This is a genomic window from Streptomyces sp. NPDC034103 (assembly GCF_055575395.1).
This window is the reverse complement of the sequence record NZ_JBVISS010000004.1, coordinates 489,592-515,986: the sequence shown is the minus strand read 5'-3', so window position 1 is coordinate 515,986 and position 26,395 is coordinate 489,592. Positions and strand designations below refer to the sequence as shown.

Below are 26,395 nucleotides of genomic sequence, written 5' to 3'. Positions count from 1 at the left end.
GGAGGGCCGGTGCGGATCGCACCGGCCCTCCACCGACCCCTCCTGGCTACCGCGCGGCCTTGAAGGACCGCAGCCGCAGCGAGTTCCCCACCACGAACACCGACGAGAACGCCATCGCCGCCCCGGCCAGCATCGGGTTGAGCAGTCCGGCCGCGGCCAGCGGCAGCGCGGCCACGTTGTAGGCGAAGGCCCAGAACAGGTTGGTGCGGATCGTGCCGAGGGTGCGGCGTGCCAGCCGGATGGCGTCCGCCGCCGCCCGCAGATCGCCGCGGACCAGCGTGAGATCGCCGGCCTCGATCGCCGCGTCGGTGCCCGTGCCCATCGCCAGCCCGAGGTCGGCCTGGGCGAGCGCGGCCGCGTCATTGACGCCGTCGCCGACCATGGCAACCGAACGGCCCTCGCCCTGAAGGCGCTTGACGACCTCCACCTTGTCCTGGGGCAGCACCTCGGCGATGACGTCCTGCGGCGCGATCCCGACCTCACGGGCCACGGCCCGGGCCACCGTCTCGTTGTCCCCGGTCAGCAGGATCGGGGTCAGTCCCAGCGCCCGCAGTCGCGTGATCGCCTCGGCGCTGGTCTCCTTCACCGCGTCGGCGACCTCGAGCACCGCCCGCGCCTCGCCGTCCCAGGCGACCACGACGGCCGTACGACCGGACGCCTCGGCGTCGGACTTCGACCGGGCCAGCTCCACCGGCAGTTCCATCGCCCACTCGGCCAACAGCCGCTCCCGGCCGACGAGTACCGCGTGGCCCTCGACGATGCCCTGCACCCCGAGCCCCGGTACGTTCGCGAAGTCCTCCGGAGCGGGCAGCGAACCGAGCTTCGCCAGCGCCCCGTCGGCCACCGCGCGGGCGATCGGGTGCTCGGAGGCGTGCTCCAACGCCCCCGCCAGCCGCAGGACTTCGGCCTCGCCGGTGCCCTCGGCGGTGTGCACGGCCAGCAGGGTCATCCGACCGGTGGTCACCGTGCCCGTCTTGTCCAGGACGATGGTGTCGACCTCGCGCGTGGACTCCAGGACCTCAGGACCCTTGATCAGGATGCCCAGTTGCGCACCGCGTCCCGTGCCCACCAGCAACGCGGTCGGCGTGGCCAGCCCCAGGGCGCACGGGCAGGCGATGATCAGCACGGCGACCGCGGCGGTGAACGCGGCCGTCAGGCCCGCCCCGTTGCCCAGCCAGAAGCCGAGGGTGCCAAGGGCGAGGGCGATCACGATCGGAACGAACACCGCGGAGACGCGGTCCGCGAGCCGCTGCGCCGCGGCCTTGCCGTTCTGCGCGTCCTCGACGAGCTTCGCCATCCGGGCCAGCTGGGTGTCCGCGCCGACCCGTGTCGCCTCGACCACGAGCCGCCCGCCGGCGTTGACGGTGGCACCGGTGACGGCGTCGCCCGCGGTGACCTCCACCGGGACGGACTCGCCGGTCAGCATCGAGGCGTCCACCGCGGACGAACCCTCGACCACCGTCCCGTCGGTGGCGATCTTCTCGCCGGGGCGGACGACGAACCGGTCGCCGACCTTCAACTCGCCGACCGGCACGCTCTGTTCACGACCGTCGGCGCCCACCACGGTGACGTCCTTCGCGCCCAGCTCCAGCAGCGCCCGCAGCGCCGCCCCCGCCTTCCGCTTGGACTTGGCCTCGAAGTACCGCCCGGCCAGGATGAACGCGGTGACACCCGCCGCGGCCTCCAGGTAGATGTTCCCGGCCCCGTCACCGCGGACGATCGTCAGCTCGAAGGGGTGGGTCATGCCCGGCGTCCCCGCGGTCCCGAGGAACAGCGCCCACAGCGACCAGCCGAACGCGGCCAGCGTGCCGACCGAGATCAGCGTGTCCATGGTCGCCGCCCCGTGCCGCGCGTTGGTGAACGCCGCCTTGTGGAAGGGCCACCCGGCATAGGTCACCACGGGCGCCGCCAGGGTCAGCGACAGCCACTGCCAGTACTCGAACTGCAAGGCGGGGATCATCGCCATCGCCACGACGGGGACGGCGAGGGCCACGGCGGTGACCAACCGCTCTCGCAGCGGCCGGAGTTCGTCGGCGGGGGAGTCCGGGGAGCCGCTTGGCTCGGGTTCGGGCGGCGCGGGCTCCTCGGCCGTGTACCCGGTCTTCTCCACGGTCGCTATCAGGTCCTGGACGGTGACCTCGCCGGCGTAGCTGACCTTCGCCTTCTCGGTGGCGTAGTTGACGGTGGCGGTCACGCCGTCCATGCGGTTCAGCTTCTTCTCGACGCGCGCGGCGCACGAGGCGCAGGTCATGCCCCCGATGGCGAGCTCTACCTCGGCGGGGGCTCCGGTCGCGGTGGTGGTCATCGCTGCTCCTCATGCGGTACGGGGCGGGGGTATCCGCGCCCTGAGACCTGTATACCCCCAAGGGGTACCTTGGGCAAGTCGCTCCGAGGGATTGACACCATACCCCTGGGGGGTATGGTCGGATCATATCGAGGCCTCACGCCGGAGCCGGAGGCCGTGTTCTCCCAGGAGCTGGCCATGCACGCTGGACTCAAGATCTCCGCCTTCGCCGCCGCGCTGGCCGCGACCTTCGGTACCGCCTACGGCGTGGGCAAGGCCGTCGATCCGGTCGTCGCGCAGAGCGCGCCCACGCGCCACGACGGCCACGGGGAGGTGACCCCCGGGCCCGCCGGCGGGGGCGCTGCCACCCCAGGTGGCCTACAGATCTCCGAGGGCGGTTACACCCTCGACCTGGGGACCCCGAGTGTCACCGCGGGACAGCGGGCCGAGCTGCGCTTCGTGGTGCGCGACGCGAGCGGCCGGGCCGTCACCGCGTACCGGCGTGAGCACGAGAAGGAACTGCACCTCATCGTCGCCTCGCGCGACCTGGTCACCTTCCGCCATCTGCACCCCACGCGCGCCGCCGACGGCACCTGGAGCACCCCCGTCGAGCTGCCGCGCGCGGGCGGCTACCGCGTCTTTGCCGACTTCACCCCGGCGAGGAAGGGGGCCGAGAACCTCACCCTCGGCGCGGACCTCGCGGTCTCGGGCGCCTACGCGCCGCAGCGGCTCCCGGCGCGGAACGACATCGCCGCCGTCGACGGCTACCAGGTCGAACTCACCGGCGGCCTGCGCCCGGGCGGCGCGAGTGAGATCAGGCTGACGGTCTCCCGCGACGGCGAGCCCGTCACCGACCTCCAGCCCTACCTCGGCGCCTACGGCCATCTGGTCGCCCTGCGCTCGGGCGACCTGGCCTACCTCCACGTCCACCCGAACGGCGAGCCCGGTGACGGCGAGACCGCGTCCGGTCCTGGCATCTCGTTCACGGCCACGGCACCCAGCGAGGGCTCGTACCGGCTGTTCCTGGACTTCAAGCACGAGGGCACGGTCCACACCGCGGCGTTCACGGTGGCGGCCGGAAAGGCGACCCCAGAGCCCGGGTCCGGGTCCGGGGCCGGGCACGCCGAGGAGGGCGGCCACGGCCACTGATCCCGGCCGCGCCTGACAGTGCTTGGCCCGGCACCCCCTTTCGGTGTGCCGGGCCACAGAGTGACGGGCGGGCAGTCGCCTCGGGCGAGGGCCCTGTCGAACGCGGTCATCGCCGGATGCAGAGGCAGTCAGTCGTCCCCGTCGAGCAGCAGGACCAACGGCCCGCCGCCGCCCACCGGATGGACCCGTACGGTACGGCGCCCGCCGAGCCGCTCGCTGTGCCAGCGGATCCGGGTCCGCGGGAGCGCGAGGACGTCGTCCGGGCCGAGGGCGGGCCGGTGCGGCTGGGCCGGGGCCTCGGGGGTGGCGGTGACGGACCGGTCGCCGCCCGCGCCGCAGGGGTTGAACGGGTCGGCGTGCGCGATGTCGCCGGCGACGAACTGGTAGGTCACCCGCAGCCGTCGGGGCGCGCCCGTTCGCTGACGGCCGGCCTGGAGTCCTGACGGCGGCACCTGTCCAGGAGGCGAGGCCGTCTGATCAGCCGAGCGCCCGGTCGAGGTTGAAGGCGGCGCTGATGAGCGCCAGGTGGGTGAACGCCTGCGGGAAGTTGCCCTGTTGCTCGCCGGTGTGGCTGATCTCCTCGGCGTACAGGCCGAGATGGTTGGCGTACGTCAGCATCTTCTCGAAGGCGAGCCGTGCCTCGTCGACCCGGCCGGCGTGCACCATCGCCTCGACGTACCAGAAGGAGCAGATCGAGAACGTGCCCTCGTCGCCGCGCAGTCCGTCGGGGCTGGCCAGGGGGTCGTAGCGGTAGACCAGTGAGTCGGAGACCAGCTCCTGGGTGAGGGCGTCCAGGGTGGACAGCCACTTGGGGTCGGTCGGGGCGATGAACTTCGTCAGCGGCATCATCAGGACGGCCGCGTCCAGCACGTCGCCATCCTCGTGCTGCACGAACGCCTGCCGCTTCTCGGACCAGCCGCGGGTCATGATCCGCCGGTAGATCGTGTCGCGGCACTCCAGCCAACGGGGCAGATCGGCGGGCAGCCCGCGGCGGTTGGCCATGCGGATCGCCCGCTCGATCGCCACCCAGCACATCAGACGCGAGTACAGGAAGTTCTTGCGGCCGCCCCGGGTCTCCCAGATCCCCTCGTCGGGCTGGTCCCAGTGCTCGCACACCCACTCCACCAGGGCGCACACATCGTCCCACTGGTCGCTGGAGATGGGCTTGGCCCACTTGTCGTAGAGGTAGATCGAGTCGATGAGCGCGCCGTAGATGTCCAGCTGGAGCTGCTCGGCCGCGGCGTTGCCGACGCGCACCGGCGCGGAGGCGTGATGCCCTTCCAGATGGGGGAGTTCGGACTCGGTGAGGTCGGTGCGACCGTCGATGCCGTACATGATCTGCAACGGTCCGGAGGGCTTGCCGTCGCCCGGACTGATGTGTTTCGTCACGAAGTTCATGAACGCCTCGGCCTCGCCGGTGAAGCCGAGCCGGAGCAGCGCGTACACACAGAACGCGGCGTCCCGGACCCACACGTACCGGTAGTCCCAGTTGCGTTCCCCGCCGAGCTGTTCGGGCAGGCTGGTGGTCGGGGCGGCCACGATGGCGCCCGTCGGCGCGTAGGTGAGGAGCTTCAGGGTGAGGGCCGAGCGGTGCACCATCTCCCGCCAGCGGCCACGGTACTTGGAGGCGGAGAGCCAGCGGCGCCAGTAGTCGACCGTGCTGTTGAACTGTTCCTCCGCCTCGGTGCGCGCACACCGGCGGGGCGGGACCTCGCCGCCGACCTGGTCCAGCGCGAACACCGCCGACTCGCCCTCGGCGAGCTTGAAGTCGGCGCGCGCGTCCTGGCCGTCGGTCTCCAGCGGCACGGTGGCGGTCAGGCCGAGCGAGAGCCCCTCGGAGTCGAAGACGGCGACGTCACCGACCATGCGCACGGTGTGCGGGCGCCGGCCGTAGTCGAAGCGCGGCGCGACCCGGACGCGGAACGGAAGCGAACCGCGTACGCACACCACCCGCCGGATCAGCCGGTGCCGTTCGGGCTCGGCGGACTCGCCGTCGACCGGCATGAAGTCGTGCACCTCGCCGACGCCGTCCTCGGTGAAGAAGCGGGTGATCAGGACGTTGGTGTCGGGGAAGTAGAACTGCTTCGTCTTCGCCGGCACCGACGCCGCGAGCTCGAAGGACCCGCCGCGCTCGGCGTCGAGGATCGCGGCGAAGACGCTGGGGGCGTCGAACGCCGGGCAGCAGTACCAGTCGATCGTGCCATTGGTGCCCACCAGGGCCACGCTCCGCAGATCACCGATGAGCCCGTGCTCGGCGATCGGCAGATACGGCTGGTCCATCGGCGTCGCGGTCATCGCAGCCTCCCTGCGACCAGCCTAGGTCGCATCGGCCCCTGGGGTGGGGTGAACGGGCTCAGACCGCGAGGACCTGGATGCCCGCGTCCTCGAAGCGCCGCAGGGTGTCCGCCGCGGCCGCCGTGTCCGTCACCAGCGTGTCCACCGCGTCGGCCGCGCAGATCCGGGCGAACGCGCGCTGCCCGAGCTTGCTGGAGTCGGCGGCCACGATCACTCGCTCGGCGCGCTCGCACAGCAGCCGGTTGATCGCCGCCTCGGCCTCGTCATGGGCGGCCGCGCCGTGCGAGACGTCGAGGGCGACCACGCCGAGCACCGCCACGTCGACGGTGATCTGGCCCAGCACCCCGTCGGCGAGCGGCCCGACGAGTTCGTAGGACTGCGGGCGGGCCACCCCGCCGGTCACCACGATCTTGAACTGGGGCCGCACCGCCAGCTCGTTGGCGATGTTCAGCGCGTTGGTGACGACGGTGAGCGCGGGGGAGCCGGAGGCGAGATCGGGGCGCACGGCCAGGGCCCTGGCGACCTCGGTGGTGGTCGTCCCGCCGGTCAGCCCCACCGCCCCGCCGGAGGTGACGAGCCCGGCGACCGCCTTGGCGATCCGCTGCTTCTCGGAGGCGTGCCGGGCCGTCTTGTAGCGCAGCGGCAGCTCGTACGACACCCCGTGCACCACCGCGCCGCCGCGTGTGCGCACGAGCATCTGCTGCTCGGCGAGCTGGTCGAAGTCGCGACGGATGGTGGCGGGGGAGACCTCCAGCTCGGCCGCCGCCTCCTCGACGTCCAGCCGGCCGCGCTCGACGAGCAGTTCCAGCAGCGTCTTCCAGCGGGCGTCGCGGGACATCCGCACCCTCCGTTCCTCGATCTCACGGCGACCTTAACGCACGCCAATGACGCGAGAATGCTTGATTATGCTCGAAAGCTGGCTCTATCTTGCAGAAAAGAGCATCGAGGGTGGGGAGGGGACACGACATGACCCATGTCGAGGACGAGCTGGTCAGCCAGCCCGGCTGCTGGATCCGGGCGGCGGCCGAGGCGCCGGGACACGCCGCCGCGCTGCCGGCGGCGGGGGAGCGGGTCGCGATCGTCGGGTGCGGCACCTCGTACTTCATGGCCCAGTCCGCGGCGGCGCTGCGCGAGGGCGCAGGCCAGGGCGAGACCGACGCGTTCGCCGCGTCGGAGTTCCCCCACGGCCGCTCCTACGACCGGGTCCTCGCCCTCACCCGCTCCGGCACCACCACCGAGGTGCTGGAGCTGCTCGACCGGTCGCGGGGACGCACACGGACCACGGCGATCACCGCCGATCCGCGCACCCCGGTCATGGCGGCCGCCGACGACGTCGTCGTCCTCGACTTCGCCGACGAACGCTCCGTCGTGCAGACCCGCTTCGCGACCACCGCGCTGACCCTGCTCCGCGCCCACCTCGGCCTGCACACCGACGCGGTCGTCGCCGACGCCCGCACCGCGCTCACCGAACCACTGCCCGAAGGACTGCTCGACTGCGGCCAGTTCACCTTCCTCGGCCGCGGCTGGACCGTCGGCCTTGCCAACGAGGCCGGCCTGAAGATGCGCGAGGCCTGCCTGGCGTGGACCGAGGCCTACCCGGCGATGGAGTACCGGCACGGCCCCATCAGCGTCACCACCGGCGGCACCGCCACCTGGATGCTCGGCGAGGCCCCCGAAGGACTGGCCGCCCAGGTACGGCAGACCGGGGCACTGTGGATCGCCGGCGACCTCGACCCGCTCGCCGACCTGGTCCGCGCCCAGCGGCTCGCGGTCGCCCTCGCCGCGGCCCGCGGGCTCGACCCGGACCGGCCCCGCCATCTCACCCGCTCGGTGATCCTCACCGGTTCCTAGGAGCGGCCGTGCCTCTCGTCACCACCGGCGAGCTCGTCACGCGGGCCACCGCCGCGCGCGGCGCCGTCGCCGCCTTCAACGTCGTCACCCTCGAACACGTCGAGGCCGTGATCGCCGGCGCCGAGTCGGCCGAGGCCCGCGTGGTCCTCCAAGTCAGCGAGAACGCCGTCAAGTTCCGCCTCGGACGCCTCCTCCCGCTCGCCCGTGCCGCCGCCGCCGCGGCCGAACGCGCCGCCGTCCCCGTCGCCTTGCACCTCGACCACGTCCAGAGCGACGCGCTGCTGCGGCAGGCGCCGGACGCCGGTTTCAGCTCCGTGATGTACGACGCCTCCCGCCTGCCCTATGCGCAGAACCTCGCCGCGACCCGGGCCGCCGCCGACTGGGCGCACTCCCAAGGCCTGTGGATCGAGGCCGAGTTGGGCGAGGTCGGCGGCAAGAGCGGTCAGCCGCCGCTCGACGCGCACGCGCCCGGCGCCCGCACCGACCCCGCCGAGGCCCGCGCCTTCGTGGCCGACTCCGGCGTGGACGCCCTCGCCGTGGCCGTGGGCAGCACGCACGCCATGACCACCCGCACCGCCACCCTCGACCAGGACCTGCTCAAACGGCTGTCCGGGGCGCTGCACGTCCCCCTCGTCCTGCACGGCTCCTCCGGAGTGCCGGACGACCAACTGACCGCGGCGGTCGCGGGCGGGATCACCAAGGTCAACATCGGCACCGCCCTCAACGTCGCCATGACCGGCGCCGTCAGGGAGTTCCTCATCGCGCACCCCGAGGCCGTCGACTCCCGCACCTACCTGGGCGTGGGACGGGAGGCCATGGCACGGGCCGTGGAGCGGATCCTGCGGGTGCTCGGCCGATCATGAACCTCAGCGCTTGACGGCCTTCAGCACCACGAACTTCGGATCACCGGCGACCAGGCGGCTGTTGCCGAACAGCCGCCGCAACGTCACGTGGTACCCCAGATGCCGGTTGCCGATCACCCACAGCTCACCGCCGGGCCGCAGCGCGCGCTCGGCGTCCGCGAACATCCGCCGTGCCGTGGCGTCGGTGGTCGCCTGGTGCGAGTGGAACGGCGGGTTGTTCAGCACGAGGTCCACGCTCCCGGCCGGAACCCCGGCCAGCCCGTCCCCGACCCGGAACTCGGCATGCCCCGGCACACCGTTCGCCTTGTACGTCGCCTCCGCGGACGCCACCGCCTGGAACGACTCGTCCACGAACAGCACTTCGGCCTCCGGATTGGCCAGCGCCACCGCCGTACCGACCACACCGTTGCCGCAGCCGAGGTCCACCACCCGCTGGGCGCCCTCACTGACCGGCAGATGCCCCAGGAAGAACCGCGTACCGACGTCGAGCCGGTCCGCGCAGAAGACCCCGGCGTGATTGACGACCGTGTGCCCCGACACCGGCCCGATGCCGTCGGGCAGCGCATAGCTGTACGGCCAGGGACTTCCGGCCGCGGGCTTCGGCGACGGCTTCGACGACGGCTTCGGCGTACAGAAGATCAACCGCGCCTTCTTCTCGGCGAGCGAGGTGCGGGTGGGCCCGAGGATCCGCTCGAACAGCTTCAGCGTGGAGGTGTGGATCTCCTTCACCATGCCGGTGCCGACGACGACCGTGTCCTCGTGCACCCCGGGCGCCAGCCGCAGCAGCTGGTCCTCCAGCAGCGCCAGACTCTTCGGCACCCGCACGAGCAGCACGTCGATCCGCTCGGGCGGCGGATCCTGGGTGGTCAGCAGCCGGACCGCCCCGGCCTCCACACCGTTGCGGGCCAGATTGGCCCGGGTCGCCTCCTGCGCGAGGTAGGAGTCGGTGATCTGCGTGGGCCGGTACGCGGCCAGCGCGGTGACCAGCGCGCCCCAGCGGTCGCCGAGCACCACGACCGAGCCGGACAGCGGGACCTCCCGCTCGGTCAGATGCTTCAGGAGGTACTCGTCCGAGGCGTCCCAGGCACGCAGCCGGTCGCGCGGGTCCTCGGGGAAACGGGCCAGCGCGAGCTCGCCCCAGGGCGTCGTCATACGGTCGTTCATCGTGCCCCCAGGCTAGCCGAGCCGCAGCTCAAGGCCTCCCGGCGGCAGGATGGGACCCATGGACGCCGAGCTGTTCCCCCGACCCCGCGCCGAGATCGCACCCCAAGCGGTGCATGTGCCGGACTGGCTCGATCCGCCGCGCCAGCGCGAGCTGCTCGACGCGTGCCGCGCGTGGGCCCGCCCGCCGGCCGGGCTGCGCACCGTCCACACCCCCGGCGGCGGCACGATGACCGCCCGGCAGGTGTGCCTGGGCTGGCACTGGTACCCCTACGCCTACGCCCGCACGGTCGTCGACGGCGACGGCTCCCCCGTGAAGCCCTTCCCGGAGTGGCTCGGGGAGCTGGCCGGGAACGCGGTGCGGGACGCGCTCGGGGCGCCCTCACCGTCGTACGACATCGCACTGATCAACTTCTACGACGGCCAGGCGCGCATGGGGATGCACCGGGACGCCGACGAGCGCTCGGACGCGCCGGTGGTGTCGCTGAGCCTCGGCGACACCTGTGTCTTCCGCTTCGGCAACACCGAGACCCGGACCAGGCCGTACACGGACGTCGAACTGCGCAGCGGCGACCTGTTCGTGTTCGGCGGGCCCTCCCGGCTCGCCTACCACGGGGTGCCCAGGGTGTACCCCGGCAGCGCGCCCCCGGAGTTGGGGCTGACCGGGCGGCTGAACATCACGCTCCGGGTCAGCGGGCTGTAGGAGGTCCGTGCGGCGGATCATGGGAGACTCGCCCCCATGAGCGGCGACGCGGACCCCCGGCCGGCGGGGGAAGGGACCACCTCGAGGACGCGGCTGGACCGGGGGCGCGGTGCGCTCGGGCCCGCGTTGGAGCTCGTGCACACCGGACGCGCGCCCACCCGCGCGGTGCTCACCGCCGAACTCGGCGTGACGCGTGCCACGGCCGGCGCGGTCGCCGCCGAGCTGGAGGCGCTCGGACTGATCCGGGTGGACGCCCGCCCCGGCGCGGCCGCCGGCTCCCAGGGCCGGCCCTCGCACCGGCTCGCGGTCGCCGAGGACGGGCCCGTCGTGCTCGCCGCGCAGGTGCACGCCGACGGGTTCCGGGCGGCCCTGGTCGGCCTGGGCGGCCGGATCGTCGCCACCGCGCCCGGCTGCGAGACCGTCGACGCCGACCCGGCGAAGGTCCTCGGCTCCGTCGTCGAGGCGGGCGCCGAACTGCTGCGCACCACCGGCCGCCGCTGCGTCGGCGCCGGTCTCGCCGTGCCCTCCGCCGTCGCCGAGCCCGACGGCACCGCGCTCAACCCCCTCCACCTGGCCTGGCCCGTCGGCGCCCCCGTCCGCCGGATCTTCGCGGAGTGCGTGCGCGCCGCCGGCCTCACCGGACCCGCCTTCGCGGGCAACGACGTCAACCTCGCCGCGCTCGCCGAGCACCGGCACGGCGCCGGCCGCGGCGCCCGGGACCTGCTGTGCGTGGCCACCGGGCACCGGGGTGTCGGCGGTGCGCTGGTCCTCGACGGCCGTCTGCACACCGGCAGTTCGGGTCTGGCACTGGAGGTCGGCCACCTCACCGTCAACCCCGAGGGCCGACCCTGCCACTGCGGCAGCCGGGGCTGCCTGGACGTCGAGGCCGACCCGCTGGCCTTCCTCGACGCCGCCGGCCGCGAGACCGGACCGGAGGTGTCCCTGCTCCAGCAGGCCAACGAGCTGATCCGCGACCACTACGACGAGCCGGACGTCCGCACGGCCGTCGAGGCTCTGATCGACCGGCTCGGTCTCGGTCTCGCGGGCCTGGTCAACATCCTCAACCCGGACCGCATCATCCTCGGCGGACTGCACCGCACCCTCCTCGACGCCGACCCGGACCGGCTGCGCGCGGTCGTCGCCGACCGCAGCCTGTGGGGGCAGAGCGGCGGGGTGCCGATCCTGGCGTGCACGCTGGACCACAACAGCCTGGTCGGCGCCGCCGAGTTGGCCTGGCAGCCGGTGCTGGACGATCCGCTGGGCGCGCTGTCCCGTCAGTGACCGGTTGCCGACGACGCAGAGCAGCGCCAGCTTCTCGGCGTCCGCGGTGCCGGCGTCAGCCGACCCACCCTGCCCTGGTGACCCTCGGCCGTCTCCAGGATCCGCGGCCGAGGGGGCTCGGCCGGCCCCCCACGCTTCGGGCACATCGTGCAGGACCACCTGAAGCGCCGGTGTTCGCCAGGACCGGCACCCACGACTGACGCGACCTCCTCGCCCGCGTGCTCGGCGCGTAGGCTCGGGGCATGCGGATCTCCGTCTCCTCCGACATGGACGAACCCGTGGCCCGCGCCCTCGTCGCCGAGCTGCGCTCCCGTGGCCACGAGGTCGTCACCCACGGGGCGCTCGCGCCCGGCGCCGATCCCCAGTGGGCGGTGTGCTCGGAGGCGGCCGCCCGGGACGTCGCCTCCGGCCGGACGGACCAGGCGGTCGTGTGCTGCTGGACCGGCACGGGCGCCTCGATCGCCGCGAACAAGGTCCCGGGCGTACGGGCCGCCCTGTGCACCGACGCGTACACCGCGGACGGCGCTCGGCGGTGGAACGACGCCAACGTCCTCGCCCTCGGCCTGCGCCTGACCTCCGAGCCCCTGCTCAAGGAGATCCTCGACGCCTGGTTCGCCGGTTCGGCGAGCGAGGACCCCGAGGACCGGCGGAACGTGGCCCGGATCGGACGCCTGGACCGCGGGGAGCCGTGACTTCGGGCGCGGTGCCCTGCGGGGCGTGGCTCGAGCCCTCCCCGCGGCAGGCCGGAGCGTCACGTCAGGCCTGACTCCCGGGTTCGTACTGAGCCTCCCCATGACCGAGCGACCAGTCCACCGACGCGTTCTCGGTCACGGTGACGAACACGTTCCGCGGCTCGGTTCCCGCGTAGTCGTGGGCGAGTTCCGCGATCCGGCGGTACAGGGCCCGCTTCAGGTCCGGGGTGCGTCCGGCGCGCATCGTGATCGCCACGTGGACGATGCCGTCGTCGCGGCGCACCCCCGGATAGTTCGGGGTCGGTGCCGAGCGCGTCGATGCGGACGAAGGGCGTGTCGGTGAGGGTCCTTTCACGAGGGCGGCGCCCCGTCCACCGGTTCGCCGCCTCGGTCGGGGGCGCGGATGCCGCCGTCGTCGATCCCGGTCAGCGCCACTCGACGGCGAAGGCCCGGGCGGGGTTGTCGTTCAGCACGCGTTCGACCAGCTCGGTGCCCAGTTCGGCGACCAGCCGCGGCCGCACTCGGCGCAGCAGATACGGCATCCCCGGACCGCCGTTCACCGAGCGTGCCGCCGCGGTCGTGGTGTCGCCGCCGAGCAGCAGCCGGTCACCGAACCCCGCGTCGGCCAGAGCCCGTACGGCGTCCGGCATCCGCCAGTCCGTGGCGTGGTTCGCGCGGGAGGGGCCGTCGAAGGCGAGATAGCAGCCACTCGCCGCGGCCTGGAGGTGCAGCACGAAGTCGGGGGAGCGGTTCAGATGACCGAGGATCACCCGGTGCGGAGGCACCTCCAACTCGCCGCACAGCAGGTCGAGTACGTCGAGGGCGCCCGTCCCCAGCTCCAGGTGCACGGCGATCGGCGCACCCGTGGCGTGGTGTGCCTCCGCCGCCGCGCTCATCGTCCAGCGGGCGTGCGCGTCGAGGGCGTGGAAGCCGCCCGCGACCTTGATGATCCCGGCACGCACCCCGGAGAGGCCGATGCCGTCGGTCAGTTCGGTGACGAAGACCTCCGCGAGCCGGCCGCGCAGCTCCGCCAGAGTGCGCTCGTCGTAGTGGACGGCCCCGTGCAGTCCCGTCGCGGCCACCACCAGCACCCCGGTCTGCCTGGACAGCGCCGGCAGATCGGCGGCCCGCCGTCCCAGCCCGTACGGTGTCCACTGCACGACGCTGTGCCCGCCCTGGTCCCGGAAGGCCGCCAACTCCGCGCGGGCCGCCGCCACGTCGCGCAGTTCCTGTCCGGGCAGTTGCGGGCTGCCGAAGAACAGGTGGTCGTGCGCGTCGCACACCCCCAACCGCTCCGGCGCCACGTCCCCGAGCACCGTGCGGATCGTGCTCACCACTGGCGTCCCCGGGGCAGTTCGGCCAGTTCCGGCGCGGACAGGTGCAGCACCTGGAAGGCCTCGCCGGCGGCCTTGGGCGTGTCGTGCGCCCAGAGCGAGAAGTGGACCAACTCCCAGCGGCTCGGATCCACCACGGCCGCCGCGAGCACCGCCCCGTCCTCCGCCGCCAGCCGCCCCGTCTCACGCACCGCGTCGCCCATGACCGCCGCCAACTCCACCCCGTCCGGCACCGGTTGCCGGCGCCGCACGGCGACCCGGGCGGGCGAACCGGCGGCACCGCCCTCCTCGTGGGCGAGCCCCGTCCACTGCCGGACCGAGGGCCGGCCGAAGTCGTCGCTCAGCCCCTGGAAGGCGCCACCCCACAGGAAGGTGTTCATGCCCTCCATGGTGTTCCACAGGTAGAACGGCGCGTACTGGTTGACCGGTGAGCCGTGCACCCCGCGCTCCCGCATCAGATACGCCTTGACGCCGAGTCCCTCCCACGCGTCGAGCAGATGCCCGACGCGCTCGACCCGGTCGCGGACGATCCCCATGTCGTAGTCGGCGGGAAGGGTGAGTTCGTACTGCATGGCATGCATCGCGGGCCTCCTCAGGCGGGGTACTGCGCGGTGTCGGGACGCTTCCTCGTGATGTGCACCCGGGCGGTCGCTCAGTGCCGTGGCGAGAGAAGGGAGAGCAGCCCGCGGACCCCCGCGTCGAAGGCCGCGGGCGACCCGGACGCGCGGGCGAGGACATAGCCTCCCTGCACGGTGGCGACGACCGTCGCGGCGATCGCCTCGGCGTCGAGAAAGGGCGCGAACTGCCCCTGTTCCTTGCCCTCTTCGACGATCCCCGCGAGCCGCTCCCGGAGCCAGTCCAGCGTCTCGTCGACCGGACCGCGCAGCTCGTCGCTCGCGACGACGTCCGGGTCCATCGTCAGCCGCCCGACGGGACAGCCGCGCAGCACGTCCCGCTCACGCAGCAGATACGCCTCGATGCGGGCGTACGGCGTCCCCGGCCCGGCGAGCACTCCCTCGGCGGTGGCCCGCATCTCCTGCGCCGTCCGCCGGATCGCGGCCAGCGCGAGGTCGGGCTTGCCCTTGAAGTGGTGGTACATGGAGCCCTGCCCGGCGCCGGACCGCTCCAGGATGGCCTTGGGGCTGGTGCCCACGTAACCGCGCTCCCACAGCAGCTCGCGGGTGGACTCGATCAGACGCTCCGGGGTGCTCACGCAGCCACTGTACATACTAGTAGTTACAGAAGTCGAGGCCTTGGGGTAGCAGCCCGGACGCCTCCGCGTACTCCCCGGGTGGTAGGCCCACTGCCGCTGGCCGTACGACGACCCGGCCCCCTCCTCGGAGCCAGTCTCGTGACATCACCGGAACACCGCTTCGAGAACACCGCTTCGAGGGAGATGACCGAGATGCAGACCCTGGCGCACGGGGACGGCGGGCCCGGCCCGTGGATCCTTCTCTTCCCGCTGATCTGGGCGGCCGTCGTGATCGGCGCTGTCACCGTCCTGCGCCGCCCGGCGTGGCGCGGTCGTCGCGGCCCGTGGCGCGCGATGTCCGACGCCGGCCCCTGGCGCGGGGCGGGTGGTGACACCGGCCCGTCCGGCGACTCGCCGATCGCCCTGCTCGGCCGCCGTTTCGCCACCGGCGAGATCGACGAGGACGAGTACTGGCGCCGCCTGTCCGTCCTGGACGAGCAGTTCGGCCGCACGGGCAAGGGCGGTGCGGCATGACGACCACGACCGCCATGAGGGCGGCACGCCCGGACGTACTGCGGGCGATCGCCACGGAGTGACTGGGGTACACGCCCACCGACGGAACGTCCGCGGCCGACAGCCGGCCCGGAAGCAGCCGCCCGTGGCCGACCGATCAGCGTGTCACCGCCAGGTCGGTCGGCCATGACCGGCCGATCGGAGCGTCACCGCCCGGTCAGCCGACAGCGGCCGACCGGGCGGGAGCATGTTCGACCCTGTGGGCGTCGACCTCGGCGAACACGCGAGGTCCCTTCTCCACCGCGGCGCGCCGCGGCGGGCGCGTCGGCCCGGCCTTGACGGCGGTGGGCGCGGACAGCGCGAACCACACGACCTTGCCCGCCTCCCCGTTCGGCCGCACGCCCCAGCTCTCGCTGACGGCGGCCACCATGGCCAGGCCTCGCCCGCAGGTGGCGAGTCCGTCGGTGGCGAGTCCGTCGGTGCCGGATTCCTCGCCGTCCGCCACGACCGGCAGACGCGGGTCGTGGTCGTGCACCGAGACCATGAGCCGGTCGAGCAGCAGCTCGATCTCGACCGTGCACATCTTGTCGGGCTGGGCGTGCCGGTGGACGTTGGTCAAGAGCTCCGTCACACCGAGCGCGGCCCGGTCTATGAGGGGGTCCAGATGCCAGTAGCGCAACTGCGCAGAGACGATTCTGCGGACCTGGCCGATCCGCGACGGCAGGGCTTGGAGCTCCACCGTGCAGTGTCTGCTTGGGTGACTGATCACGGCTGCGACTCCCCGACTGAGGTCCGGAAGAACACGGAGTTCGGATCGATGCAGCAGGATGCCTGGTGAGACGGCCGCCTGCTGCCATGCCCGGCGGGCTGGTTCGCAGCGTTATCACCGGTAAACCCAGAGTGACGTGGGAACAGCGTGACTCAGGCGGCGGGTCTGCGCAACTCGCGGTGACTCATCCGCTACGCCCCGCAGCCTTTCGTACGGCTTCAATGAACCGGCGTGCCGCGGGCGGGCCCGGCTCGCCCGGGGCGGGGTCGTGGTCGCCGAGGGTCAGCAGGTACCGCTTGCCGTTGAGGTCGGCGAGGGCTCGGTCGTCCGCGGCGAACCAGGGCTTGGACGCGCGCACCGCCTGTACCGGCGCGCTGTCGATCTCGCTGCCGTAGCTGGTGAGCAACTCCAGCCTGCCGTCGCTGATCCGGACCTGTCCGGCCCGGGTGAGCGAACGCAGCCGCTTCCCGATCCGCACGCCCGTGGCCGTGAACTCCGGCTCCGCCATGCCTGCCCGCCCCCTCGCCTGCCCTCGGTGTGCCGGCCTGTGATCCGGCTCGTCACGTGGTCCAGTGTGCGCCCCCGTCCGGGACCGGCGTGTCCCGCCCGGTGCAGTCTGCCCGCACCCGGCGCCGAGCACCAGTGCGCATGCGGGGGCCGCACACGGGCGTCTGGAGCACTCGTTCGAATGCGCCCCCACCCTTCTGTGGAAGCCCGCACCCCAGGGTGGCCTTTGGGGTCCTCAAAGGTGTGTTTATGCAGGTGAGAAGCGTGCGGAAGGTGTTTATGATCGGTGTGTCGGCCGCGCGACCCGCTGTCGGCGCTCAGCGTAAGGAGCCTCTCCGTGAGCACCCCTCAGCAGATCCGGACCGGCGCGACCCTCGACGTCGACCGCAGTGACGCCGCCTATCGCGGCTGGCTGAAAGAGGCCGTCCGCAAGGTCCAGGCCGACGCCAACCGATCGGCCGACACACACCTCCTGCGCTTCCCGCTGCCGGAGAAGTGGGGCATCGACCTGTACCTCAAGGACGAGTCGACGCACCCCACCGGCAGCCTCAAGCACCGCCTCGCCCGTTCCCTGTTCCTGTACGGCCTGTGCAATGGCTTGATCCGGCCGGGCCGCCCGGTGATCGAGGCGTCCAGTGGCTCGACGGCGGTCTCCGAGGCGTACTTCGCGGGGTTGATCGGCGTGCCCTTCATCGCCGTCATGCCGCGCACGACCAGCGCCGAGAAGATCCGCCTGATCGAGTTCCACGGCGGCCGGTGCCATTTCGTGGACGACTCGCGCCGGATGTACGAGGAGTCGGCCCGGCTCGCGGTGGACACGGGCGGCCACTACATGGACCAGTTCACCTACGCGGAACGGGCCACGGACTGGCGCGGCAACAACAACATCGCCGAATCCATCTTCCGTCAGCTGGAGTTGGAGCGGTTCCCGGAACCGGCGTGGATCGTCGCCACGGCCGGTACCGGCGGCACCTCGGCGACCATCGCGCGCTATGTCCACTACACCCAGCGCGACACCCGCATCTGTGTCGCCGACCCGGAGAACTCCTGCTTCTTCGAGGGCTGGACCACCGGCGATCCGGACGTCACCTGCGACTGCGGATCCCGCATCGAGGGCATCGGCCGGCCGCGTATGGAGCCGAGCTTCGTACCGGGCGCGGTCGACCGCATGATGAAGGTCCCCGACGCGGCCAGTGTCGCCGCCGTACGGGCGCTGGAACAGGCCATCGGCCGCAAGGCGGGCGGCTCCACCGGAACCGGCCTGTGGAGCGCGCTGAAGATCGTCGCCGAGATGGTGGCCGGGGGGCGGCGCGGCAGCGTGGTGACGCTGCTGTGCGACCCGGGGGACCGGTACCTGGACAAGTACTACTCGGACGCGTGGCTGGCCGAACAGGGCCTGGACATCCAGCCGTACGCGGAAGTGATCGAGTCGTTCCTGGGCACGGGCGTCTGGCCCTGCTAGTGCCGCGCCGGGCGACGTCCGCCCCGGCGCGACGGCCCGGCACACGCCGCTCCTTGACGGGCGGACGTCGCCCGCCGCGGGACAGCTAGCGCGCCAGGCGCCGGTCCAGTGAGACGACCGCGTCGCGGAACGCCCGATCCAGCCCGGCCCGCCCGAGGCGCAGGGCGAGCCGGAGGGGCGCGGTGCCGTCGGCGGCGAAGGTCCACTGCACGCGCGTGCCCGTGCCCGCGGGTCTCAGCCGCCACTCCTCGACCAGTGCGCGCAGGCCCGGCGCGTTGGTCACGTCCGCACGGTAGGCGTACACCTCGGGCTCCTTCGCCACGAGGACCGACTCCAGGAAGCGGGCGCCGCCCCGGAGCCTGACCTCGCGGCCGGCACCCTCCCGCGTGGAGCGGGCGAGGGTCACCGCGGCGAACCACTCGCTCCAGCCCGGCACGTCCTCGGCCAGCGCCCGGTGGACCCGCTCCGGCGGCGCGGAGACCTCGCGTGCGAAGACCAGTCGTACGGGCGCGGTCTCGACGAAGTCGAGCCCCACCTCGCGCAGACGGCGAGCCATGGGCGAACCCCCCTCGGTGACGGCCGGGAAGGCGCCACCCTAGCTGACGGGCCGTCAGCTGTCTGCGGGGGCCTCCGGCTCGCCCGCCACCACCAGCCGCCGCAGATGCTCGGCGACCTCCTCACGCGCCACGGCCGGCAGCCCCGTGTCTGTCACCAGCGTGTCGACCTGCTCCAGTGTCGCGAACGAACTCAGGCCCACCGTGCCCCACTTGGTGTGGTCGGCGACCACCACGACCCGGCGTGCCGACTGCACCAGCCGGCGATTGGTCTCCGCCTCCGCGAGGTTCGGCGTCGACAGCCCGGCCTCCACCGATATGCCGTGCACCCCGAGGAACAGCACGTCGAAGTGGAGCGCCGCGATCGCCTGGTCGGCCACCGGACCCACCAGGGAGTCCGAGGGGGTGCGCACCCCGCCGGTCAGCACCACCGTGGCCGCGCCCTGACGAGGGCCCGAGGTGCGCTGCGCCGAGTGGAAGACGTCGGCCACCCGCACCGAGTTGGTGACGACCGTGAGATCGGGGACGTCGATCAGGTGATGGGCCAGCGCGTACGTCGTCGTGCCGCCCGACAGCGCGATCGCGGAGCCCGGGGCCACCAGTTCGGCCGCCGCCCGCGCGATGTCCTCCTTGGCGGACAGCTCCAGACCCGACTTGGCCTCGAAACCCGGCTCGTGGGTGCTCGCCTCGACCACCGGCACCGCGCCGCCGTGCACCTTCTCCAGGACGCCCTGCCGGGCGAGCGCGTCCAGATCCCGACGCACGGTCATGTCCGACACGCCGAGCTTGCGCGTCAGCTCGTTGACCCGGACGCCGCCGCGGCGCCGGACCTCGTCCAGGATGAGCGCACGCCGCTGCTCCGCGAGGAGGTTCTGATTCTCGCTCACGTACGCTCCGGTCCTTTCGCCTCAACCCGTCCGACACGCCACGCGCACCTGCTCCGACGAGGACGTTTCTCCCCGTCTACGGCGCGCGGACGCCCCATCCTCGCACGGCACCGTACCGGTCGCGCCACCGACCGTCACGACGCGCGCATGTCAGTTCGACCTCAGGAGCGCGCCGATCGTGACACGGATCGGGGAGATTCCGTGACGAGGGGTGCACGACGGTGCCGCAGCGGAGATCCTTGACCCGCACAGGCATCTGCGGACGGCGTGTCAACGGGGGAAGAGCGCACAGTGGATCATGTGGAGAAACGCGCCTCGACGGGCGGGCCGGAAGGCTCCGCGCTGGAACTGATGGTCCACGGGGTGGGCGGTACGACACCCGACAAGATGCTCGACGACCCACGCACCGTACGCGTCACCGGCGACGACACCGCCGCCGTCTTCCGGCGCGCCGACGACGCCGAGGCGGACACCGGACCCGGCGCCACCCGGCGTGAACCGATCCCCGAGGCCTACGTCTGGTGCAACCTCACCTCCGGCAACGCCTCGCGCGCCCTGTGGCTGTTGCTGCTGCCCTTCATGGTGGTCAACCTCGCCCACTGGATGCGCCCCGCCGCCCGGGGCCGCACCCGCACGGTCCGGCTGTACGGGCTGCTGGTCCGGCTGGCCGCGCTCTCCCTGACCGTGCTGCTGGTCGCGGCCGTCTGCGAGGTGGCCCTCGATCTGGCGGCATGGCAGTGCGCGGGCACGCGCGCGTGCGCCGACCGGCACACCTGGCTGGGCTTTCTGTCGCCGACCGTCTCCGGCGGCGGCTGGTGGAGCCGCCCGGGCCGCCGACTCGCCCTCGCCGCCCTGGTCCCCACCGTCCTGACCTGCCTGCTGTGGTACCTCTCCCACCACACCTGGAACGCCTACGAGTCACAGGCCCCGATGTCCCGCCCCGCCGAACCCGACGAGGAGACGGCCCGCACGGCTCTGGGCCGCCCCGGCTTCTGGTACGGACGCCGGCTGGTGGCCCGGCTGCGCGCCGCCCACACCGCCGCCGCCCTGCTCACGGTCGCCGCGGCCGTCGGCTCCGCGGCGGCCCGCTTCGACCGCCGCCCCGGCGGCCCCGCCCCGCTCGACCTGATGGGCCGAGCGCTGCTCGTGGCGCTCGCCGGCGGAGCCGTCATGGTCGTCTGGGTGGTCTGCCGCCGCGGCCGCAGCGAGCACCGCCTGGACCGGGAGCTCGACGAACACCTCGTACGCCGTCTGCCGCTCGCCGCGCTCGGCCTGCTCGCCCTGACCCTGCTGTACGCCGGCTGGGAACGCCCGGGGTGGGCCTCGTCCGGCCGGCTGCCGGGTGACGCGACCTTCGGCGCCATCACCCTGGTGCAGGGGCTGATCGTGGTCCTCCTCGCCGCCGTGGCCCACCTGCTGCACCGCACCCACCCCGACCCGCGCGCCGCCATGCGGGGCCTGGGCGGACCGGCCGTCGCGATGCTCGCCTGCGCCCTCGGCGGGGTGATGTCCGGCGGGGTCTCCCAGCGCGTGGCCGACTGGCTGGACGGCACCGGGACCTCCCTCGCCGGACCACCGGTGCTGCTGACCTGGCAGTCCTCGGTGATCCCGCCGCTGATCATCGTCCTGCTCGTCCTGATCGCCTGCCTGGGCCGCAGGACCTGGCGGCTGCGCCGCACCGAACTGACCGCCGTGGAGAGCGACTACCCGGACGAGTCCAAGGACCGGGCCCGCACCCGGCGCATCGCCACCACCCGCGCGCTGGCCACCCTCACCGACCGGGCCCCGCTGATGGTCGCCGTCACCTCCGCCGCCACCCTGCTCCTCGGCGCCGCCGCGCTGACCGGCGCCCTCACCACCGGCAAGACCCCGGGCGAGGCGGCACGGACCTCGTCTCCCTTCGTCCAGGGCACCGCCGACACCGCCCAGGCGCTGGGCTCCTGGCTGATCGGGGTCGGCTTCATACTCTTCGTCACCTGGGGCCGGCGCGCCTACAAGGACGCCTCCGCGCGTCGCACCATCGGCATCCTGTGGGACGTCGGCACGTTCTGGCCACGCGCCGCACACCCCTTCTCGCCGCCCTGCTACGCCGAGCGCGCGGTCCCCGACCTCACCTGGCGGGTGGCCACCTGGACGCGTGCGACCGGCGGCCGCCTGGTGATCTCCGGTCACTCGCAGGGCAGCGTCCTCGCCGCCGCCGCGGCCTGGCAGTTGACCCCGGCCGACCGCAGGCGGGTGGCGCTGCTGACCTACGGCTCACCGCTGGAGCGGCTCTACGGCCGCTGGTTCCCGGCCCACTTCGGTCCGGCCGCGCTCAGCGCCCTGCACCACGAGGTGGCCTGCTGGCGCAACCTGTACCGGCCCACCGACCCCATCGGCGGCCCGGTCCGGCTGTCCGGCGACTGCGGCCCCGAGGTCGACCACCAGGCCCTCAAGGACCCGCTGGCCTACGGTCGCACCGACCTGCATCCGCTGCCCGCACCGGTCCTCGGTCACTCCGACTACCAGGCGGACCCGGCCTTCGCCGAGGAGCGGGCGAGGCTGCTGGCCCGGCTGCGACCCGACGTACCGGCCCAGCGGTAGCCCGCCGGACCGGCCCTCCACGGCGGCCGCTCAGCGCGGCTCCGGCAGGTCCCGCGCGTACAGCAGCGTCAGATCGTCGGTGCTGGGCTCCGCGACCTGGGCGACCCGGCTCGCGTGCCGCTCGACCATGGCCTCGAAGGTCTGGCGGGCGGTGCGGCCGTTGCCGAAGGCGGGTCCCTTGGGAAGCGCCGTGAAGTACTCCAGCAGCGCCTCCGGAGCGCCCGGCGCCAGCCGGTACTCGTGCTCGTCGGCCTGCTGCTCGACGATCCGCAGCAGCTCGTCGGGGGCGTAGTCGCCGAAGGTGATGGTCCGTGAGAAGCGGGACGCCACACCGGGGTTGACGGACAGGAAACGCTCCATCTCGGCGGTGTAGCCCGCGACGATCACCACGACCGCGTCCCGGTGGTCCTCCATCAGCTTCACCAGGGTGTCGATGGCCTCCTTGCCGAAGTCACGGCCGGAGTCCTCCGGCGAGAGCGCGTAGGCCTCGTCGATGAACAGCACCCCGCCACGCGCCTTGTCGAAGGCCTCCTGGGTGCGGATCGCGGTCGAGCCGATGTGCTCGCCGACCAGGTCGACCCGGGACACCTCGACGAGATGGCCCTTCTCCAGGACACCGAGGGAGGCGAGGATCTCGCCGTAGAGGCGGGCGACCGTGGTCTTGCCGGTGCCGGGGGAGCCGGTGAAGACCAGATGGCGCTTGACCGAGGCCGCCTTGAGACCGGCCTGCTGACGGCGCCGGCCCACCTCGATCATGTCGGTGAGGGCCCGCACCTCGCGCTTGACGCTCTCCAGGCCCACCAGCGCGTCGAGTTCGCCCATCACGTCCTTGGAGGCGCGCGGGGGCTGCTCCGGCTCGACGGGGGCGGCGGCCTGCTCCGGTTCGACGGCGCGCTGCCCGGGGACGACGCCGAGCAGGCCGGGGGACTGGCCCGCCGTCTCCACGGCAATCTCCCGGGCGGCCGGGGGCCGCGCGCCGGCGCTCTCGTCGCTCGTGCAGTCCTCGACGACCGGGCCGGTGCCGGAACCCGCGTCCGGGCCGGCGTCGGCGAACTCGTACCCGCCGCGCGCGCACCGCTCCGTGCGGCACTTGCGCAGGGTCGCGCGGCAGCCGTCGATCACATGGAAGCCGTAGCCGCCGCTACCGGTGACCCGGCAGTTCAGGAAGCTGCCCCGGCCGCCCGCCGACACATAGAAGCCGGCCTCGGCGGGGGAGTCCACCGTGCACCGCTCGATGGTGGGGTCGGCGCCCTTGGTGACGATCACGCCGGTCTGGGTGCCGTCCACCGTGCAGTTGTTGAGGGTGCCGCCGCTGCCGTGATCGCGGAACCAGGCGCCGGTCGCCGCGTCCCGGATACGGCAGTCGTCGAGTTGCGCGGTGGCGCCGTCGCTCACCGACACGGCGGTGTTGCGCACCTGGGAGAGGTCGCTGTCGACGACGTCCGCGCGGGAGCCGCGGTCCAGGACGAACAGCGCGTCCGGCACGTCGTGCACCCGGCAGGAGTCCAGCACCGCGGTCGCCCCGTCGCTGACCCACACCGCGGGGTAGTCGCCGGTGCTGTCGAAGATCTCGCACTGGTTGGCGTCCACGCGGGTGCCCGGGTCCCACACCGACAGGCCGTTGCGCCCGAACTGACGCACCGTCGTACGGGTCAGCGTCAGGACGGAACGGGAGCGCAGGTCCACCGCGTTCTCGGGGATGTCGTGGATGCGGCAGTCGGCCAGGGTCAGCACGGCGTCCGTGTCGAGCGTGACGCCGTCGCCGGCCGTGCGGTGCACATCGCAGTCGCTGAGGTGCGCGGCGGCCCGGTGGGTGATCTGGACGCCGCTGCCGCGGACCTCGTAGACCTCGCAACCCACCGCTTCCAGCGCGGAGTTCTCACCCGTCACCGACAGGCCCACGCCCGAGGCGTGGTGCACCCGGCAGCGTTCGAGACGGGGGTGGGCGCCGCCGCGGACCGCGACACCGGACTGGCCGGCGGCCACGACCTCGCACTCCTCGAACACCCCGCCCCCGCCGTCGACCACGGCGATGCCGATGCCGGCCGGGTTGTCGACGGTGCAGCGCCGCACGGTCGGGCGGGCACCGCCGCGCACCTCTATGCCGGCCGCGGACCGGGTGACGATCCGGATGTCCGTCAGCTCCGGGGTGCCCTCCTCCACGAGCAGCGCGGGCGCCGCCGCGTCCTGGCCCTCCACATGCAGGTCCTGGACCACCGCCGAGGCGCGCACGGTCAGCGGCACCCCGTCCACCGGCGCGATCCGCACCGAACCGGGCGAGCCCTCGGGTCCGCGCAGGGTCACCGCCCGCTGGACGACGAGGTTCTCCCGGTAGGTGCCGGGGGCGATGGTGAGGACGTCGCCGTCGGCCGCGGCCTCCAGGGCGGCGGCGAGCGATGCGTACTCACCCGTGCGGCGCCGCCACCGCGAGGTGCCGGTGTGCGTCACCTGGACCGTGCCCTGTGCCATGGCGTTGCTGTGCCCCCACCTTGCGGTAACTCATGGCTCGCTCGCCTTCGGGCCGTCGCGGTCGGTACCGGGAGCGCGTGCGCGTCCGGCGACCGGCGCGTCCCTCCAGCTCGCTCGCGCGCGGGTTCGTGCTGCCGAGGAAGTTCGGCCGGTCCACCGTAGCGTGCGCGCAGGCGGTGGGTTGACCAGAGCCGCAAGGCTGTCAGCTGCCGGCGCCGGTCCTGCCCCAGTCCGGGCCCACCCGTGCCCAGGCCTGGTCCCAACGGGCGTACCGGCGACGGACCATGCGCCAGACGATCAACCGGCGGGCGCTCTCGATCAGACCGATGCCGAGCAGGGCCGCACCGACCCCGGCGAGGACGGCGTGGGTGGTGGCGGTGGCGGAGTCCAGCGGGCGGGGCACCAGGTGTCCCCGTGTGTCCGTCCATATCGTGAAGTGGTCGCCGTGGTGCGGGTCCTTGAGGCCCGCCAGCACCGGGCCGTGCTGCGGCGTGCCGTCGGGCGCGGTCCAGTCGGCGAGGACGCGGGTGCTCATCTCCCGCCCGGTGGAGGTCTCGGGGTCGGCGTCCAGCGGGGACCGGTCCAGCTTGCGGGTCACGGTCGCCGTCACCGGATGACGGGAGGCGCGTTGGTCGCGGACGGACTCCTGAAGGGAGTCCTGGGCCAGACCGCCGACGACGGCGCCGGCCACCGGTGTGACGACCAGGACGAGCAGCAGGGCCGCGAGCGCGACCCAGGCCTCGGCCATGTCCGTGGCGCGGCGCAGCGGATTGTGCCGCCAGCGCCAGAGTCCGCTGATCGCTCGCACGGTCCACACCCCCTTTCCGCTCCGTGACAACCCCTGCCGGAGCCATTCACCCGCGAGTCCGGTCGAAGAGAGAGCGACATCACCGGACCGAGGCCTCTCATGAACTTCTCACGATGCCCAACGCGCAGGCTCCCGCGGTCGGTTCCCGCACCCCGGCGCTTGAGTGGATCTTTACCGGTCCAGGATCTCGACCGGATCGCCGACGCGGATCGTGCCGCGGGACTGCGGTACCAGGTTCTGCCCGAAGACCAGTTTTCCGCTCAAGCGGCGGTGGCGTCCCAGCGTGTGGAGGGGTTCCCGGCCCCGCTCGGCGCTGCTCTGGTCGGTGGTCGTCACCAGGCAGCGTCCGCAGTCCTTGGCGACGCGGAAGACGACCTCGCCGATCGCGACGCGCGCCCAGTCGTCCTCGGCCCAGGCCTCGGTGCCCGAGACGACGACGTTGGGCCGGAAGCGGTTCATCGGCAGCGGGCCCTCGGCGGCGTGCTCGCCGCGCGCGATCAGGGAGTTGAGGGCGTCGAGCGAGGCGGTCGTCGTGAGCAGCAGGGGGTAGCCGTCGGCGAAGGAGACGGTCTCGCCCTCCCGCGCGTACTCCGGGTCGACAGGCCGGCGCGTGGCGGGGTCGTCCATGTGCACCAGCCGGACGCTCTCGCCGAGCAGCTCGCTGCACCAGACGTGCGCGGCCGGGTCCTCGGCGGGCACCGTCTCCACCTTGTCGCGGAAGATCTGCATCGGCACGGTGCCGACCGGCCGCGGCACCGGGACCTCCAGTGGTGCCCTACCGGGTGCGGACAGCCGAACGCCGCCGCCGGGCAGAAGCTCGGCGGCGGCAAGCGCGACGCGCGGGTGCCGGCGTTGGGTGACGACCTTTCCCCCGTCGTCGATCAGCGCCCAGCGCCTGTCCCCGGCCAGCCCCCAGGGCTCGACCTCGGCGTCCCGGGGCGCGAGGCCCTGGAACGCCTTGACCGGATGGACGTGAATCGACTCAAGCCGTGCAATTCCCATGGAACCATCGTGCCAGCCCGGCGGACGGTCCGGGGA

Annotated in this window: 23 protein-coding genes and 2 pseudogenes; 9 read left to right on the top strand and 16 right to left on the bottom strand. The window is 73.0% G+C overall.

Translation table 11 applies throughout. The features are described from left to right. Positions 1–46 precede the first annotated feature (46 nt). Positions 47–2,305, bottom strand: a complete 2,259-nt coding sequence (locus tag ACZ56U_RS11745; protein ID WP_469083849.1) for a heavy metal translocating P-type ATPase — start codon at positions 2,303–2,305, stop codon at positions 47–49. A gap of 177 nt (positions 2,306–2,482) precedes the next feature. Between ACZ56U_RS11745 and ACZ56U_RS11740 the strand changes: the two genes are divergently transcribed. Continuing rightward, positions 2,483–3,433 carry a hypothetical protein gene (locus ACZ56U_RS11740; protein WP_469083848.1) on the top strand — a complete coding sequence of 317 codons (951 nt, stop codon included), beginning with the start codon at positions 2,483–2,485 and terminating at the stop codon, positions 3,431–3,433. A 56-nt stretch (positions 3,434–3,489) separates the two neighbouring features. Here the strand turns inward: ACZ56U_RS11740 and ACZ56U_RS11735 are convergent. From ACZ56U_RS11735 to ACZ56U_RS11725, 3 genes and pseudogenes are all read right to left on the bottom strand, one after another. Further along, positions 3,490–3,840 (bottom strand): annotated as a pseudogene (locus ACZ56U_RS11735) (enterochelin esterase); the annotation flags it as partial. Positions 3,841–3,910: 70 nt separating this feature from the next. Next, a complete protein-coding gene (locus ACZ56U_RS11730) occupies positions 3,911–5,728 on the bottom strand; it encodes a glycoside hydrolase family 15 protein (protein WP_469083847.1) in 1,818 nt (605 codons plus the stop codon). 58 nt (positions 5,729–5,786) lie between these two features. Then, positions 5,787–6,566, bottom strand: a complete 780-nt coding sequence (locus tag ACZ56U_RS11725) for a DeoR/GlpR family DNA-binding transcription regulator (protein ID WP_469083846.1) — start codon at positions 6,564–6,566, stop codon at positions 5,787–5,789. Between the two features lie 128 nt (positions 6,567–6,694). On the opposite strand from ACZ56U_RS11725, the gene ACZ56U_RS11720 reads away from it, so the two are divergent. Together ACZ56U_RS11720 and ACZ56U_RS11715 are read left to right on the top strand one after the other, a co-directional pair. Continuing rightward, a complete protein-coding gene (locus tag ACZ56U_RS11720; RefSeq protein WP_469083845.1) occupies positions 6,695–7,579 on the top strand; it encodes an SIS domain-containing protein in 885 nt (294 codons plus the stop codon). 8 nt (positions 7,580–7,587) lie between these two features. Next, on the top strand, positions 7,588–8,442 hold the full coding sequence (locus tag ACZ56U_RS11715; protein WP_469083844.1) for a class II fructose-bisphosphate aldolase: 855 nt from the start codon (positions 7,588–7,590) through the stop codon (positions 8,440–8,442). 3 nt (positions 8,443–8,445) lie between these two features. On the opposite strand, the gene ACZ56U_RS11710 is transcribed toward ACZ56U_RS11715, so the two are convergent. Further along, positions 8,446–9,594: a methyltransferase gene (locus ACZ56U_RS11710; protein WP_469083884.1), complete on the bottom strand. Its 1,149-nt coding sequence runs from the start codon at positions 9,592–9,594 to the stop codon at positions 8,446–8,448. Between the two features lie 70 nt (positions 9,595–9,664). Between ACZ56U_RS11710 and ACZ56U_RS11705 the strand changes: the two genes are divergently transcribed. The 3 genes from ACZ56U_RS11705 to ACZ56U_RS11695 all read left to right on the top strand — a co-directional run bounded on the left by ACZ56U_RS11705 (position 9,665) and on the right by ACZ56U_RS11695 (position 12,279). Further along, a complete protein-coding gene (locus ACZ56U_RS11705; RefSeq protein WP_469083843.1) occupies positions 9,665–10,306 on the top strand; it encodes an alpha-ketoglutarate-dependent dioxygenase AlkB family protein in 642 nt (213 codons plus the stop codon). Between the two features lie 36 nt (positions 10,307–10,342). Then, positions 10,343–11,587, top strand: a complete 1,245-nt coding sequence (locus tag ACZ56U_RS11700) for an ROK family protein (protein WP_469083842.1) — start codon at positions 10,343–10,345, stop codon at positions 11,585–11,587. Positions 11,588–11,829: 242 nt separating this feature from the next. Next, complete coding sequence (locus ACZ56U_RS11695; RefSeq protein ID WP_469083841.1) at positions 11,830–12,279, top strand: RpiB/LacA/LacB family sugar-phosphate isomerase; 450 nt, start codon at positions 11,830–11,832, stop codon at positions 12,277–12,279. A 64-nt stretch (positions 12,280–12,343) separates the two neighbouring features. Here the strand turns inward: ACZ56U_RS11695 and ACZ56U_RS11690 are convergent. From ACZ56U_RS11690 to ACZ56U_RS11675, 4 genes and pseudogenes are all read right to left on the bottom strand, one after another. Then, positions 12,344–12,574: pseudogene (locus ACZ56U_RS11690) on the bottom strand (tautomerase family protein); the annotation flags it as partial. Positions 12,575–12,704: 130 nt separating this feature from the next. Then, positions 12,705–13,613: a phosphotriesterase family protein gene (locus tag ACZ56U_RS11685; protein ID WP_469083840.1), complete on the bottom strand. Its 909-nt coding sequence runs from the start codon at positions 13,611–13,613 to the stop codon at positions 12,705–12,707. Continuing rightward, positions 13,610–14,194 (bottom strand): DUF4865 family protein, encoded by a 585-nt coding sequence (locus ACZ56U_RS11680; protein ID WP_469083839.1) that lies wholly within the window; start codon positions 14,192–14,194, stop codon positions 13,610–13,612. Before ACZ56U_RS11680 ends, ACZ56U_RS11685 begins: the two co-directional genes overlap by 4 nt. Positions 14,195–14,265: 71 nt before the next feature. Continuing rightward, positions 14,266–14,841: a TetR/AcrR family transcriptional regulator gene (locus ACZ56U_RS11675; RefSeq protein WP_469083838.1), complete on the bottom strand. Its 576-nt coding sequence runs from the start codon at positions 14,839–14,841 to the stop codon at positions 14,266–14,268. 177 nt (positions 14,842–15,018) lie between these two features. On the opposite strand from ACZ56U_RS11675, the gene ACZ56U_RS11670 reads away from it, so the two are divergent. Next, positions 15,019–15,339, top strand: a complete 321-nt coding sequence (locus tag ACZ56U_RS11670) for an SHOCT domain-containing protein (RefSeq protein ID WP_469083883.1) — start codon at positions 15,019–15,021, stop codon at positions 15,337–15,339. Positions 15,340–15,535: 196 nt separating this feature from the next. Here ACZ56U_RS11670 and ACZ56U_RS11665 read toward each other — a convergent pair whose 3' ends face one another. Beyond that, positions 15,536–16,087: an ATP-binding protein gene (locus tag ACZ56U_RS11665; protein ID WP_469083837.1), complete on the bottom strand. Its 552-nt coding sequence runs from the start codon at positions 16,085–16,087 to the stop codon at positions 15,536–15,538. 184 nt (positions 16,088–16,271) lie between these two features. Further along, the gene (locus ACZ56U_RS11660; RefSeq protein WP_361520942.1) at positions 16,272–16,595 is read right to left on the bottom strand and encodes a hypothetical protein; all 324 of its coding nucleotides are present in this window, start codon (positions 16,593–16,595) and stop codon (positions 16,272–16,274) included. A gap of 336 nt (positions 16,596–16,931) precedes the next feature. Between ACZ56U_RS11660 and cds1 the strand changes: the two genes are divergently transcribed. Continuing rightward, on the top strand, positions 16,932–18,056 hold the full coding sequence (cds1, locus tag ACZ56U_RS11655) for an L-cysteine desulfhydrase Cds1 (protein WP_469083836.1): 1,125 nt from the start codon (positions 16,932–16,934) through the stop codon (positions 18,054–18,056). A gap of 85 nt (positions 18,057–18,141) precedes the next feature. On the opposite strand, the gene ACZ56U_RS11650 is transcribed toward cds1, so the two are convergent. Together ACZ56U_RS11650 and ACZ56U_RS11645 are read right to left on the bottom strand one after the other, a co-directional pair. Then, positions 18,142–18,612, bottom strand: coding sequence for an SRPBCC family protein (locus tag ACZ56U_RS11650; protein WP_469083835.1), 471 nt, complete (start codon positions 18,610–18,612; stop codon positions 18,142–18,144). Between the two features lie 54 nt (positions 18,613–18,666). After that, on the bottom strand, positions 18,667–19,497 hold the full coding sequence (locus tag ACZ56U_RS11645) for a DeoR/GlpR family DNA-binding transcription regulator (protein WP_391242341.1): 831 nt from the start codon (positions 19,495–19,497) through the stop codon (positions 18,667–18,669). Positions 19,498–19,848: 351 nt separating this feature from the next. Here ACZ56U_RS11645 and ACZ56U_RS11640 point away from each other — a divergent pair, with 351 nt between their 5' ends. After that, a complete protein-coding gene (locus ACZ56U_RS11640) occupies positions 19,849–22,080 on the top strand; it encodes a hypothetical protein (RefSeq protein WP_469083882.1) in 2,232 nt (743 codons plus the stop codon). A gap of 30 nt (positions 22,081–22,110) precedes the next feature. On the opposite strand, the gene ACZ56U_RS11635 is transcribed toward ACZ56U_RS11640, so the two are convergent. The 3 genes from ACZ56U_RS11635 to ACZ56U_RS11625 form a co-directional block, all read right to left on the bottom strand. Then, positions 22,111–24,549: a right-handed parallel beta-helix repeat-containing protein gene (locus ACZ56U_RS11635; RefSeq protein ID WP_469083834.1), complete on the bottom strand. Its 2,439-nt coding sequence runs from the start codon at positions 24,547–24,549 to the stop codon at positions 22,111–22,113. A gap of 202 nt (positions 24,550–24,751) precedes the next feature. After that, complete coding sequence (locus tag ACZ56U_RS11630; RefSeq protein WP_469083833.1) at positions 24,752–25,357, bottom strand: Rv1733c family protein; 606 nt, start codon at positions 25,355–25,357, stop codon at positions 24,752–24,754. A 171-nt stretch (positions 25,358–25,528) separates the two neighbouring features. After that, on the bottom strand, positions 25,529–26,359 hold the full coding sequence (locus ACZ56U_RS11625) for an MOSC domain-containing protein (RefSeq protein WP_469083832.1): 831 nt from the start codon (positions 26,357–26,359) through the stop codon (positions 25,529–25,531). Between the last annotated feature and the right edge of the window lie 36 nt (positions 26,360–26,395).